Here is a 13,454-nt window from a genome sequence, read left to right as displayed (position 1 = left end):
TCAGCAGAGTAGCAAAATAAGATAGACAGATAAGACTATCATAGGAACAAATAGGTGTCATGAAAGTAGCTGACACTGGCATGACAACAAAAAAGTTACTCAAATGACACCCTTTTGATGCACAATTTTTGGTGCATCACGTACTGATTTTCATCCAAGACGATGTCATGCAAGTAGCTGACACTGGCATCCAGCCTTTTCGCGCAAAAAACGTTGTAAAGTGTTTAGTTGGATCCCAGCTGGAATGACACTTGGTTATGCAAGAAATCTATTGTCAAAAAAAATTACTTCCGCATATTTTGAATCTGATTATAATGACAATTAGAGATATTTTAAGAGCTCAAAATCTATCTTTGTCTGCAGACTTTCAGTTAACTTTTCAATAAAAAACGTAGCGTATCTTTTTCAGCGGTCTGTCATATGTGCGCTGCATTTTTTTCTAATCTTTTTATACAGGAGGATTTTATGTCCAGAATTCCAGATACTTGACCTTTACTTTAGCTAATAACAGGCGCCTGTGATTTTTATAAAGAAAGTGTAGGAAAAACTGTTTCCAGGCATAAATTTGCCATGTATACCTAAAAAGTAATTATATTAGCATAATATTCATACTTATATGCCAATATTAATATTCTTTGAATGGAATACGAAATTAATGTTGAAAAAATATGTACCAAAAAATTTATGTGGGATCTATGCCGAAGCTCAAATTGCATGACACCATTTATTTTTATGGTTTTGTCTATTTTATTTTGCCACTCTGCTAAACGGATACATTTAATTCCATTTTTATCGAGCAGATAATTGTCATATATTAGCTTAGTTCTCCTGTTATACTTAAATATAAATCAGCATAGCCCTAATTTTTTTATATATTTTACTTCTTTCTCTATATTTAATAATAGGCTTGAAAATAAATGGTAAACCTATAATTGTTAAGCTTAGAGCTAGGATTGAAAGTACACAAAAGGCTTTGTGTTTACTATGTAGCTCTTTCAAGTAAAGCATCAAAAACCTACAAAATTTTTTGTAATTTTCTTCAATATTTTTTTTGCTATGAGCCTTGTCAATAAACATATCTATTGCAGTATAATCATTACTACAATTAATTGCCCCTTTTTCTATTAATAGCTGAGCTATATCAAAATAATCCTTTTGAATAGTAAGATGCAGAGGTGAAAAACCTTGTTGATCACAAATATTCATATTGGCTTTTACTGCTAACAACATTCTTACAATTTCTACATGGCCTTTTTTAGCTGCAAGTAGCAGAGGAGTTCTGTTGCATCTAGTGACGGCATTAACGTTTACCTTAAGCTCCAATAAGAACTTAACTGCTTTAGTATCACCATTATAGCTAGCTTTATGTAACCTGGTGTTACCGCTACAATCTTGGTCATCTGCTTCTATTCCCTTTGAAACAAGAAATGTTACCATTTGCCTATTATTATGCTTAATAGCGCAATCCAGTGCATCAAAACCATGTTTATTTTTTGTGCAAATAAACTCTTTTAACTTAGCTTTTGCTTGCTTTACAATAAGCTTTACCAGTTGCATTTTGTTGTTATATGCTGCTAGAAAAAGCGTAGTATTATTTTCTGCATCTTTTGCTTCTATGTTTGCACCTTTCTTTATCAGATATTCTATAATCTCTGCTCTACTTTCATAATGTGTAGTACATTGATAAATGGTCAAAAATAAAGGAGTACGAAAGTTGTTATCTTCACATTCAAGATTTGCTCCGCTATCAATTAAAATCTGGACGCTCTTTTTAGAACCGTATAATGAAGCTATGTGAAGAGGAGTATAGCCTTCCTCAGCATCTTTTTCATTAACTTTTGCGCCTTTTGTTATTAAAAAATCCATTAATTCTGTGTCATCTTGTAGTGTAGCAAGGTGAAGTGGAGTAAATCCATTTTTATCTCTAGAATTAATTGTCAATTGATTAACAAGAAGTTTAGCAATTTTTTTGTGTCCATGCATAATAGCATAATGCAGTGGATTTCTATTTTCATTGTCCACAACATTAAAGTCAGCTTCGTGCTCTAATAATGATTTTACTCCAACTAAATCGCCTTCTTTTGTAAACTTATGCAAGAGAGTGACTCCGCTTACATCTTTTGAGTTAATATCAAATCCACTTTCTACCAATTGATGTATGTCTTCCTCACACGCCATACCATTTTAATTAAACCCTTTTCGCATTAACAATACTCCCACTTAATTAAGTTTGAATGAATCTGTAAGAGATATATCACAATTTATTGAAGTTACTAAATTCCGATATATTAAAGTCCACAATTTCCTGAATAAAGCCCTGACGATATTTTGCACACATCCATCTGCACACGCTCTCCAGGTACTTTACAGTTATAACGCTTGACCTGTTTGCGATAATGACGTTTAACATGCAGAAGACTTACATCATGTTTTTTGAAAATTTTGTGTATAGTAGCCAATGACAAGGATAAATCATATAGACGTCTTAACTCGGTTTGAATACGCCTTGCCCCTAGCTTTCTAGTTTGTCTTAGATGAAGAATAAGCTGCTCATCTGAGTCATTGATCTTTTGCAAAGGTGAAGTTTTAGGCTTACTACTGAGATCTACTAATCCTTTTTCACCTAACTCTTCATAACGTTTGTACCATTTACGTAAGGTAAAACGTGAAATACCATAATGCTGACATACCTTTCCTGCATGACCCAACTCTTTGTATAGTTTTATCCAACTCAGACGTAGTTTAACCCTAGAATTTATCCTTTGCAATTGTAATAAGGTCTATAAACTACTGCAAATCCAAATTTCTATTTGATCTTACATTCTTATTGTAATAACCTCTATGGATCACACAGCATTAGTCGTGTATTTGAACAGATACTTTTGTACATGGATCAGCTTTATGTGTATCAATTCTGTCTACTTCAAGTTTCCAGCAAAACTACTTTCTAATGTATTGCTTTCAATCAAGTTCTTTGTTAAGCTCACTGTTAGTGGATGTTCAATTATCTTAACATAAAAATCAAGGCAGCTTTAGGTATAAATACGAGTAACTCGTATAAGTAAAGAGGCTATAAGAAGTTTCTTACCATTCTATTCAAACGGGTTTTAAACTTTTGAAATGTCATGACATTGTTGATACGTTTGTCAAGAAACGACAGGGTATCTGCAAAATCTTCTGAATAATCATTGATAAAAAAAAGTATCGTACTTAAGTACACTCCAGCTAATATTGCTCTTTTTGTATAGTAGTTAAAATCTGTTGATTGATCATGAATGCCATACCAAATCGCGCTAACAGTTCTGTACAAGAGTTTACTAGAAAAATATGTATTTTGGGGTAATATAGAGAATGATAAAACATTTTTTAAAAACTCTCTGTAATTTTGTAACTTAGCATAGTTTGAAAGGCGTATTTGGACAGCTAACTTTATCCGCTCTCTTACCTTCATATCTTCTAAATTGGAATTCCAAAGTTCAGTTTCCATTGAGCTATTTAAGTCCTCTGCTATGTACTCCAAAGCACTATATATTCCATTTTGAAATTTACAAAAACTATTGGCTAGGTTAAGGTTCGTGCACACTTTCAATAAGGTTGCATCACTTATTCCTTCAAATGGAATAACCTTAATCAGCTCATCTACTATTAACTTTTGTTCCATACAATATTATACTAAACATCACATATAATTATACCTGAGATTTTCAAACATTCTGCAAAATGCTTCACCGCGCTCTTCAAAATTTTTCCACTGATCAAAAGAAGAACATGCAGGAGAAAGTAATATCGCTACTTCTTCTTTGCTATTTATGGCCTCTTCAAAAGCCAGTTTAAATGCGTTTTCTAGATTATAGCACTTCATATAATCTATTTTGTTCTCCATAATGTTTGCAAAAACTTCAGTTGATTCTCCAATAAGAAAAGCTTTTCTAATCTTGGTGAAATGCTTGCTTAATGATTCTATTCCGCCTTTTTTGCTTTTTCCGCCAACAATCCAATATATGTTTTTATAAGATAAAATTGACTTTTCGGTCGATTCTGCATTGGTTGCTTTGCTATCGTTGATAAAAAGTACATTATGTATTTTGCCAAGAAATTCATTTCTGTGTCTTAGCCCTGGAAAGGATTTGATTTCATTGACAATAGTGCTGCTATCTACTCCAAGTAACTTGCACACAGCGTGTGCAGCTACTATATTTTCTACATTGGATACTAGGTTTATTTTCACGTCGCTTACTGATAAGCTATGATTCTCTAGTTTCCCAGTGCCTAGGCACTGGGATGACAAAGAGGGTGACATCGAAGCTGAGATTGGAATTTTGTTCCCAGTGAATTTATTGAATACATCAGCGGTAATTTTGTTATCACATCCTATCACGGCAATCTTGCTACTGTTTATCAGTTTTAATTTAGTTGCTATGTAGTTATTCATACTTCCATGTCTATCTATGTGGTCTGGTGTGATGTTGAGCAATACAGAAATGTCTACATTAATTTTATTTATTAGCTCCAATTGAAAAGAGGAGAATTCAATTACATAAATTTCTGCATCTCTTTCTAAATCCAAAATAGGCACACCTAAATTCCCGCCAATAGCTACTTTTTTCCCTGTGGATTTTAATATGTGCCCTATTAGTGACGTGGTGGTTGATTTGCCATTTGTTCCAGTGATGCCTACAACCTTCTGGCTTGTAGTTTTAGTTTCAAGAAATAGCTCAATGTCTGATTTTATTTTGCAGTCAAAGCTTCTTGCAAGTTTTACTACCCAATGCGTTGGTATTGGCACTCCAGGGCTCAAAATTAGTGTGCTTATCTCATGCCAATTATACTCATTGGGATGAGTAAAGTTACACTCTTTATATATCTTTTTTGCATTTGCTATTTGCTCTTTATTATCATCCCATGCATATATTTTTGCACTGCTTTTTGTTAGAGCATTAATAACGGACAAACCAGTTTTACCAAGGCCGAAAACCGCAACACTTTGATTTTTGTATTTGTTTAGTTGCACTTCTAGATAACTTATGCGAACCATTTTATAAAGATATAATACAAATTATAATGACTTCTTCCATAGTTTTTGGCAGTGCTTAACTTTATTGTCACAACCTTAGCCAATAGAAAACTCCTTGACACATTTTGCCAACTCCCTTACCATTACAATAAGAGTATTTATCCTTTAGAATTAATTAAGAGAAAATTTTTTCTCGACTTGTTGTATAATTTGATAAAAGTGATCAAAATCTAAGCTTGCACTACCAATTAAAACTCCTAATAGATTTGGAATACTGAGCAAGTTTCCTATATTTTCTGAGCTGACTGAGCCACCATATATAATGTGTTTTTTACCAGTACACAATTTTATTATCTCTATCACCTCAGCAATTGCGTCATTATTTGGCACATTTCCTGTTCCTATTGCCCATATCGGTTCGTATGCTATGGTATATTCACCTTGTGTTGGCAAACGGTTTTTGCATTGATATTCTATTACTTCTTTTGTTTTTTTATTTTTATAATCTTCTGAGTTTTCACCTACACAGATGATTGGGTGTAATCCTGATTCTATTGCTGTTTTCGATTTAAGTTTTATTTCACTATCTTTTTCATGAGCCCTTTCAGAATGTCCAAGTATTACGTAACTACATCCTAGTTCCTTCAACATTCCTGCACTAATTTCACCTGTGTAAGAACCAAACTCTTTATGATGGCAATTCTGTCCTCCTATTTTAATATTATTGTTCAACTCTATACTGCTTGGAAATGATGTAAAAGGAGGGCAAATTACTAATTTAGAGGTAATTTCGTTGCTCTTGTTGTTAAGTTTGCCTATAAAGTCAACAAATGAAGAACGTGTTCCATTCATTTTCCAATTTGCTACTATTAAAAAGGACATCAACTTTACTTGTATGGATAAGAGTGCCGGCTGTCGGACTTGAACTGACAACCTACTGATTACAAGTCAGTTGCTCTACCAATTGAGCTAAGCCGGCATTAAATACACTGACAATATACAATTATTGATGAATTTTCGTCAACTAATTTTTAAAAAACTGCATAATAAGATGATATGAGAAAATTTTTACTGAAGCCAAAAAAGAGTCTAGGGCAAAATTTTATTTTATCGAATGAGATAACAAAAAGAATAGTTGCCTTAGCTGGTAGCCTGAAAGATTTTAATGTTATTGAAATTGGTCCTGGATATGGTGCGTTAACCAGGGAAATATTGGCGTATAATCCAAAGTTTCTACTTTCTATAGAAAAAGATAGTAGTTTAGTGAAACATCACGAACAATTGCTAAATGAGCATCAGGGAAAATATAGAATTATAGAAGCAGATGCACTTAATGTTGTAGAAAAAGAGCTGGTAGAATGTCCAGTCAAAGTCATTGCTAACTTGCCTTACAATATCTCAGTAGCGTTATTTTTAAAGTGGTTAAATAATATAAAATTTTTTACGAATTTGACGTTAATGTTCCAAAAGGAGGTAGCAGAGCGTATTACAGCAGAACCTAATTCTAAAGATTATGGTTCCCTATCAGTGCTAAGCCAGTTACTATGCGACATAAAAAAGGAATTTGATATTGAACCTAAGGAATTTTTTCCAAGACCAAAAGTATATTCTTCAGTAATTACAGTAAAACCTTTACCCACTCCAAGATTTGCAGTAAATTTAGAAACCTTAACAAAGCTAACACGTGCTGTGTTCGCTCAAAGAAGAAAGATGCTGAGAAATAGCTTGCAAAGTATAACTAGTGATGTCTCAACTATTCTTGAGAATGCTAAACTGAGTGGAGACGAACGTCCAGAAAGCTTAACTATTGAGCAGTTCTGTTTGCTAGCAAATAATGTAATTTTGCGATAAATATATTAGGAGCTACATCCCTCTTCTATCCTATTTTGATCTAAAAATAGCTGGAGCCAGGCTAATTTTGCAAAAGCTCTATTGCAATTTCATTAATTGGCGTATAAGCTTTAAATAAAGCATATGAAAAAAATGGAAGCTTGTTATTCGTTTGACGATGTACTTCTCTTGCCGGCCTATTCTGATGTATTGCCTCGTGATGCAGATACAAAAACTTATTTAACAAATAATATAGAACTAAATATCCCTCTCATATCCTCTGCAATGGACACTGTCACTGAATCAGGCTTTGCAATAGCTATTGCCCAACATGGTGGAATAGGTTGCATACATAAGAATTTATCAATAGATGAACAAGTTGTAGAAGTAAGAAGGGTGAAAAAATATGAAAGCTGGATCGTGTATAACCCAATTACAATTTCCCCAGATAAAACGGTTGCAGAAGCAGTTTCATTAATGAGAGAGTATAATTATTCCGGCATTCCTGTAGTTGATCAACGCAAGTTAGTGGGAATTTTAACTAATCGAGATGTGAGGTTTATTGAAGACCAGAACATGAATATAAAAGTTTCCGAGGTAATGACAAAAGATAAGTTAGTAACAGTTCGAGAGCAGGCAGTAAACAGCGCCTCAGCAATGAAATTGTTGCATGCAAATAGAATAGAGAAGCTTTTGGTTGTTGATGAAAATTCTTGTTGCATAGGTCTAATCACAGTTAAAGACATCGAAAAATACAATAGATATCCAAATTCATGTAAAGACAGTAAAGGTCGACTCAGAGTTGCCGCTGCAATTGGTACTGGTAAAAAAGACGGTATAGAAAGATGTGAAGCTTTGGTCGAAGAAGAAGTTGATGTGGTTATTGTAGATACCGCTCACGGTCATTCCGAGAACGTTATCAGCACCATTAAGGAAATAAAAAAGATGTATCCGAATACGCAATTAATCGGCGGAAATATTACAACAAAGGAGGCTGCTGAAGCGTTAATTGATGCTGGTGTTGATGCAGTAAAGGTTGGAATAGGGCCCGGATCAATTTGTACTACCAGAATAGTTACAGGTGTTGGTATGCCGCAATTCTCTGCAATCAAGAATGTTGCAGAGGTGTGTAGAGCAAAAAACGTCAGACTAATTGCTGATGGTGGAATAAAATATTCGGGAGATGTTGCAAAAGCTATTGCAGCTGGTGCTGATACTGTGATGATAGGTTCAATCTTTGCTGGTACTGAGGAAAGCCCAGGTGAGATTATCATGTATAAGGGTAGAGCATATAAGGAATATCGAGGAATGGGATCTATTAGTGCAATGAAACGAGGGTCAGCTAGCCGTTATTTTCAAGATTCAAAACTTGATTTAGTCCCACAAGGAGTAGAAGCAAGAGTTCCTTTTAAAGGTCCAGCTTCAGGAGTGATCTGTCAGTTAATTGGTGGGTTGCAAGCTGCAATGGGTTACACTGGCAACCGTAATATAGAAGAGATGAAAAAAAACTGCAAATTTGTCACTATTACTTCATCAGGGTTAAGAGAAAGTCATGCTCATGATATAATCATTACACAGGAAGCTCCAAATTACGCTTACCAAGCATCTAATTTATCATCTGATTCAGAGTAAATACAATCCCCTTTTGAGTGGGTCATTTCAACACTGGTACACAATTGATATTAATATTAAGAGTCAAAAAGATGTCATCTAAGTGGCTGACACTGGAAAATCGATTGTAAATAAACTGACTACATAAAATTTTTGATCAAAATCAGTGCTATAAGTTGGAATAGCAACTTAAGGTAGATTGCCAGCTTAATATATTTTGATAAATCCAAATTATTTTAGCTATAAGAGAGCTTTGCTTTTTTGCTCCATCAGAATTGGCTTACTTTTAGTGATTCATGGAGTTAAAAAAGTCAGCATTGCTCTTTGTTAAAAGTAATTTGTCACGTAAAAACTCCATTGCTTCAACAGATCCCATAGGGTTAAGTATCCTACGCAATACCCATATTTTATTTAGTATGGCCTTATCAACTAATAGCTCTTCCTTCCTTGTTCCGGATTTTGTAATATCAATAGCAGGGAATATACGTTTATCAGCAAGTTTTCTATCTAGTATAATTTCAGCATTACCTGTGCCTTTAAACTCTTCAAAAATAACATCATCCATTTTTGAACCAGTTTCTATAAGGGCTGTAGCGATGATTGTCAAAGAACCACCATTTTCAATATTACGAGCTGCTCCAAAAAAGCGTTTTGGTCTTTGCAGCGCATTTGAATCTACACCACCGGTTAGAACCTTTCCAGACGAAGGAATGACTGCATTATAAGCACGTGCAAGGCGAGTTATAGAATCAAGCAAAATCACTACATCTTTTTTGTGTTCAACCATTCTTTTAGCTTTTTCTATTACTATTTCAGCAAGTTGGACATGACGGTAGGCAGGTTCATCAAATGTAGAGCTTACCACTTCACCCTTTACAGAGCGTATCATATCTGTCACCTCTTCGGGTCTTTCATCTATAAGTAATACTATTAGTTCTATTTCAGGATGATTTGTAGCTATAGAGTGAGCCATTTGCTGAAGCAATATCGTTTTTCCTGTACGAGGTGGAGCAACTATCAATGCTCTTTGTCCTTTTCCAAGAGGTGTAACTATATCTACAGCACGCATGTTTATATCTTTTTTATTATCTCCGCTACTGTTGTTTTCAAGGATGAGGCTTTTTTCAGGATAAAGCGGAAGCAAATTATCAAAGTGTACGTACTTTCTTAATTCACTGATTTCAGTAGAGTTTATACTGTGAACCTTAGTTAAAGTAAAATATCTTTCCTTATCACCAGGTGGCCTTATTTCTCCACATGCCATATCTCCTGTACGTAAATTAAACTTCTTTATTTGGCCATTGGAAATATAAACATCATCGGTACTTGGAGCATAATTTGCACTTGATGAACGTAAGAAACCAAAACCATCAGGCAATATTTCCACTACTCCACTTCCTGTGGTTATGCCTCCTTCTTCACTCATTTTCTTCATTAAACTGAATATCATTTCCTGTTTTAGCATCCTGCCATTGCCTTTACCACTAGTTGAAATTTTTCTTTCTTCAGCTAGCTCTAACAATTCTTCTGCTGTTTTCTCTTTCAATTCGCTCAGGTCCAATGTTTTCTTGTTTTTTTCAGCACCTTCACTGGTCATTTGTTTTGCTGCGTCAGCATTATGAATTTGTTCGCTTTTTTCAGGTTGACCTACAACCTCTCCTTTTGCTAAGACATCTTCATTGATTGTTGTCATAATCCTCCAAAAATTTTAATTGATGCTTACTAACCTAAAATGTGAATATAAAACAATAAATTAGGCTGAGCTAGTTTTTAGTGCGTATTTAGACTTAATTATTATTAAACTAGATACTTTACTTACATTATACTGATAAAAACTAACAAGTCAAGTCAATTTAATATTAACAAAGTACAAGAATTTGAGAATCATCAATAGCTATTATTTATATTTTTTAATCTTTGTTTCTTCTCTTCTTCTACTTTCGCTTTTTCTACTTCCGCTTCTAAATTTTCCTGGCTACATAAACCAAGTAGTACAGGATCTTGAGGTTTGATATTGAGTATGTTATGATGAGATCCATCTCTTACCTGCTCAACTGTGTAATTTGTTGTACTAACTAGCTTAGCTATCACATTATTGTTCAAGATAGGAAATTTTTTTACCAAATAATAAATCGCATTAGGTTTATCTCTACGCCTTGCTGTGGAAGCAAAGGCAAGAAAGCTAATCGTCTTTGCCCTTTTTTTTATATTTTTTATAATCAAATTTGGTACACGATTTGGATTTTTTTTGCAATTATCGATTTCTTTTTCAGTAATTATTTCAGAAATAATAGGGTCATACTTTTCAACTTCTATTTCCTCATCAGCTATGTCTTGTACTTTTTCAAGGGATAACTTGCAACATTGTGCTATTTGATCAAAAGTTAAGCTAGTGTTATCAACCAACCAAGCAGCTACTTGCATGAGAAATTGTTCATTTCTATCTTTATTGTCTTTAGAAGATTCCATTGACATCGAAAAAACATCTCCCATTTTAATATTCCTTTACTGTTATAGAAATAAAATATAAACCATTAAAACTAAAAAAGCATTAACTTTGTCATCCAATGGCTTTTTGGTTTATATTTCTTATCTCTTAGAACTTGTTCATAATCTTTTGAGGAGGAAAGAAGTAAAAGCAAATTTGTAGGCTAGTATTAAGTTTACGCTCGCAATTTTTCCAAAGTCGCCTACATTTTTCCAACCAGGCAAAAGATCTCTCACGTTAGCTAGTTGTTACTCTCTAATCCTGAAAATTGGCGTTCTATACTGTCTTAAACGTTTTATAAGCTCGTTTCAGCTTATGTAGGTAAAACCTAGAAATATTGTGAAGACATAAGGTGCACATAGTGCAAAAAATTAAAAATAAGACGCCAACTGTATAATACTTTTGTCGTTTAATCTGCACAGATTGAAGATAATAAAATACCTTCAGTCTTATGATAAGGAAAATGTGTAAAGTAATCTTTTTCACCTCTGTGAGCTACTTGAATTAAAAAAGAAGAGATACTAACCTCTTGCATTCAAACTCACATAAATCATGAATTATGCATGTTTCACACGAAGGTTTTTGCGCTTTACAAACATATCTACCGTGTAAAACTAGCCAATGATGAGCATAAAGTAGGTATTTTTTTGGCACTACATTCAAAAGAGACTGCTCTGTTTTAAGTACATCTTTTTCTTTCACAAGCCCAACTCTATTGCTCACTCTAAAAACGTGAGTATCAACTGCCAATGTTGGAATACCAAGCCCTGAATTTAAGAACACATTAGCGCTCTTTCTCCCAACCCCTGGTAAAGATACCAAATCATCGAAATTAGTAGGCACTTTGCTATTGTACCTCTCAATCAATATTTTACTGAGCCCGATTATATTTTTTGCTTTAGAATTATATAAACCAATACTGCTTATGCATTTTCTCAGCTCACTTTGCCCAAGATTCAACATTTTTTCTGGCGTATCAGCGATACTAAATAGCTCCTTTGTAATTTTATTAACACTTATATCGGTCGTCCGCGCTGACAGAACTATTGCAACTAATAACGTAAAATGATTGGTATAATTTAGCTCTATTTTTGGCGCAGGATTTGACTGTTGAAATTTTTCAAATATTAATCTACTTTTTTTGAGTCCATTCATAGAGCTAAAAGCTTATACTATACTGTTTGCTGTGCAAATTCAATTGCTTGAGGATTAGATAGTCCTTCAATATTAACATCAGACATATCAGTTTTTACCTCATCAAAATTCCTTTCAGCAAACTCGCTTGCCACTTCTGCAAAACATTTTCTAACAAGAGGCATAATTATCGGTATTAATAGCCTTAGTGGATCATACCGTCCTAACAGATCAGTCTCCTTTTGCACTCTATCTCTTGGATCTTCCTCTAATAAATCTTTTGCGTGCTTCTCGGCATATATTTCACAGCTTTTTGAGAAAATAGGAGCTAATGCTTCAATTAATACTGCCAATAACAATAGTGGACCAAGTACAGCTCCACCAACAGTTAATCCATTAGCAATGAAATTTATTGTAACTAAATAAACAGAAAAAGCAGTTAAAGGATAGTTGATAAGAAGCTTACTGCCTAGCGCGATATAGTTCATTTTACTTATGAATTCATCAGTGGAAATTTCTGAATTTTTATACTTTTCCATATAATAATTCACTAATGAACCAATGACTTTATTACCAATGATATTAAATGCTATGATCCACCATGAAAAATAGCAACCTATAGTAACTGTAGTTAATAGAGCTAAAGGCAGAAAACTTATTTTTGGTACTAACATTAGAGCATTTTTGCGCTCTATAAATTTCAATGCTAATGTCTTTTTATCTTCTTCAATTAGGCTTCTCTTTTCTTTTAGAGGAGTAATATAATTGAATAATTGTATGCTTGGCTTTGCTATATATTGATATAACTCTTGCATTAACTTTGCATTTTGTACACTCCTCTGAAAATTATCTAAATTTGGATTTAGCAAAATCCTCCCTATTTGAGCCTGAAGTTCATTATAGCTTTTTAGGTCTTCTCCAAACGAACAATCATTTCTTTTTAGTATAGCAATCAACCCATCAAAATCTTTACCTACAGCTTCTTCCTCACTGATTTTTAGCTCGTTAAACAACTTTCTCCTATAGTGAAACTCTCTTGCCGTTAAACGTCCATTACTTTCAGCACCAACACTGACTTTAACACAAGGATTTCCTGACTCCAAAGGTTCAATGTACTTTTTTAGCTCTTGATAAGCTTTATAAATTTGATCAAATCTATTTTTATCTCCGCCCTTGTCAGGATGATTTACAAGAATTAACTTCTTATGCTGCTTCTTCAAAATTGCGCTAAGCTCTTCATAATTCTTGTCTACAACTTGCTTAGCTTCTATTTCCAATACGTTGAACAGATCAGCATTATCACAAAACTCCTGACCAGTTAACTTGAAATGTTGACCCATGACTATATCTCAAATAAACAAGCTATATCTTTAGTAT

The 13,454-nt window shown here is 33.8% G+C and carries 11 protein-coding genes, 1 tRNA gene and 1 pseudogene; 2 read left to right on the top strand and 11 right to left on the bottom strand.

Features of this window, described 5'->3' with window-relative positions; genetic code table 11:
* Nucleotides 1–837 precede the first annotated feature (837 nt).
* From AAGD65_RS01555 to AAGD65_RS01530, 6 genes are all read right to left on the bottom strand, one after another.
* The gene (locus AAGD65_RS01555) at nucleotides 838–2,178 is read right to left on the bottom strand and encodes an ankyrin repeat domain-containing protein (protein ID WP_264683079.1); all 1,341 of its coding nucleotides are present in this window, start codon (nucleotides 2,176–2,178) and stop codon (nucleotides 838–840) included.
* A gap of 110 nt (nucleotides 2,179–2,288) precedes the next feature.
* Entirely contained in the window at nucleotides 2,289–2,768 is a 480-nt protein-coding gene (locus AAGD65_RS01550) for a helix-turn-helix domain-containing protein (protein WP_265042118.1), read from the bottom strand.
* Nucleotides 2,769–3,070: 302 nt separating this feature from the next.
* Nucleotides 3,071–3,661, bottom strand: coding sequence for a COQ9 family protein (locus AAGD65_RS01545; protein WP_007301970.1), 591 nt, complete (start codon nucleotides 3,659–3,661; stop codon nucleotides 3,071–3,073).
* An 18-nt stretch (nucleotides 3,662–3,679) separates the two neighbouring features.
* A complete protein-coding gene (gene murD, locus AAGD65_RS01540; RefSeq protein WP_264683074.1) occupies nucleotides 3,680–5,035 on the bottom strand; it encodes a UDP-N-acetylmuramoyl-L-alanine--D-glutamate ligase in 1,356 nt (451 codons plus the stop codon).
* 150 nt (nucleotides 5,036–5,185) lie between these two features.
* Nucleotides 5,186–5,896, bottom strand: coding sequence for a triosephosphate isomerase (locus AAGD65_RS01535; protein ID WP_264682644.1), 711 nt, complete (start codon nucleotides 5,894–5,896; stop codon nucleotides 5,186–5,188).
* A 24-nt stretch (nucleotides 5,897–5,920) separates the two neighbouring features.
* Nucleotides 5,921–5,993, bottom strand: a tRNA-Thr gene (locus tag AAGD65_RS01530).
* 77 nt (nucleotides 5,994–6,070) lie between these two features.
* On the opposite strand from AAGD65_RS01530, the gene rsmA reads away from it, so the two are divergent.
* Both rsmA and guaB read left to right on the top strand, forming a co-directional pair.
* Nucleotides 6,071–6,865 carry a 16S rRNA (adenine(1518)-N(6)/adenine(1519)-N(6))-dimethyltransferase RsmA gene (gene rsmA, locus AAGD65_RS01525; RefSeq protein ID WP_264682643.1) on the top strand — a complete coding sequence of 265 codons (795 nt, stop codon included), beginning with the start codon at nucleotides 6,071–6,073 and terminating at the stop codon, nucleotides 6,863–6,865.
* A 123-nt stretch (nucleotides 6,866–6,988) separates the two neighbouring features.
* The gene (guaB, locus tag AAGD65_RS01520) at nucleotides 6,989–8,476 is read left to right on the top strand and encodes an IMP dehydrogenase (protein ID WP_264682642.1); all 1,488 of its coding nucleotides are present in this window, start codon (nucleotides 6,989–6,991) and stop codon (nucleotides 8,474–8,476) included.
* Nucleotides 8,477–8,741: 265 nt separating this feature from the next.
* Here the strand turns inward: guaB and rho are convergent, their stop codons facing one another.
* The 5 genes and pseudogenes from rho to AAGD65_RS01495 all read right to left on the bottom strand — a co-directional run bounded on the left by rho (nucleotide 8,742) and on the right by AAGD65_RS01495 (nucleotide 13,417).
* Entirely contained in the window at nucleotides 8,742–10,148 is a 1,407-nt protein-coding gene (gene rho, locus AAGD65_RS01515; RefSeq protein WP_264682641.1) for a transcription termination factor Rho, read from the bottom strand.
* Between the two features lie 194 nt (nucleotides 10,149–10,342).
* The gene (locus tag AAGD65_RS01510) at nucleotides 10,343–10,948 is read right to left on the bottom strand and encodes a cell cycle transcriptional regulator TrcR (protein WP_010402270.1); all 606 of its coding nucleotides are present in this window, start codon (nucleotides 10,946–10,948) and stop codon (nucleotides 10,343–10,345) included.
* 114 nt (nucleotides 10,949–11,062) lie between these two features.
* Nucleotides 11,063–11,177 (bottom strand): annotated as a pseudogene (locus AAGD65_RS01505) (IS5/IS1182 family transposase); the annotation flags it as partial.
* Between the two features lie 270 nt (nucleotides 11,178–11,447).
* On the bottom strand, nucleotides 11,448–12,098 hold the full coding sequence (gene nth / locus AAGD65_RS01500; RefSeq protein WP_264683073.1) for an endonuclease III: 651 nt from the start codon (nucleotides 12,096–12,098) through the stop codon (nucleotides 11,448–11,450).
* Between the two features lie 17 nt (nucleotides 12,099–12,115).
* Nucleotides 12,116–13,417 carry a molecular chaperone DnaJ gene (locus tag AAGD65_RS01495; protein WP_264683072.1) on the bottom strand — a complete coding sequence of 434 codons (1,302 nt, stop codon included), beginning with the start codon at nucleotides 13,415–13,417 and terminating at the stop codon, nucleotides 12,116–12,118.
* Between the last annotated feature and the right edge of the window lie 37 nt (nucleotides 13,418–13,454).

This window comes from Wolbachia endosymbiont (group B) of Chesias legatella (assembly GCF_964026945.1).
In the GTDB taxonomy this organism is placed as follows: Bacteria; Pseudomonadota; Alphaproteobacteria; order Rickettsiales; family Anaplasmataceae; genus Wolbachia.
Note: the sequence above shows the minus strand (reverse complement) of the source record. Positions and strands in the feature narration are given on the sequence as shown.

Coding starts and splice junctions, on each gene's coding strand:
- AAGD65_RS01555 (WP_264683079.1), bottom strand. CDS start 2,178: ATGGCGTGTGAGGAAGACATACATCAATTGGTAGAAAGTGGATTTGAT.
- AAGD65_RS01545 (WP_007301970.1), bottom strand. CDS start 3,661: ATGGAACAAAAGTTAATAGTAGATGAGCTGATTAAGGTTATTCCATTT.
- murD (WP_264683074.1), bottom strand. CDS start 5,035: ATGGTTCGCATAAGTTATCTAGAAGTGCAACTAAACAAATACAAAAAT.
- AAGD65_RS01535 (WP_264682644.1), bottom strand. CDS start 5,896: ATGTCCTTTTTAATAGTAGCAAATTGGAAAATGAATGGAACACGTTCT.
- rsmA (WP_264682643.1), top strand. CDS start 6,071: ATGAGAAAATTTTTACTGAAGCCAAAAAAGAGTCTAGGGCAAAATTTT.
- guaB (WP_264682642.1), top strand. CDS start 6,989: ATGAAAAAAATGGAAGCTTGTTATTCGTTTGACGATGTACTTCTCTTG.
- rho (WP_264682641.1), bottom strand. CDS start 10,148: ATGACAACAATCAATGAAGATGTCTTAGCAAAAGGAGAGGTTGTAGGT.
- AAGD65_RS01510 (WP_010402270.1), bottom strand. CDS start 10,948: ATGGGAGATGTTTTTTCGATGTCAATGGAATCTTCTAAAGACAATAAA.
- nth (WP_264683073.1), bottom strand. CDS start 12,098: ATGAATGGACTCAAAAAAAGTAGATTAATATTTGAAAAATTTCAACAG.
- AAGD65_RS01495 (WP_264683072.1), bottom strand. CDS start 13,417: ATGGGTCAACATTTCAAGTTAACTGGTCAGGAGTTTTGTGATAATGCT.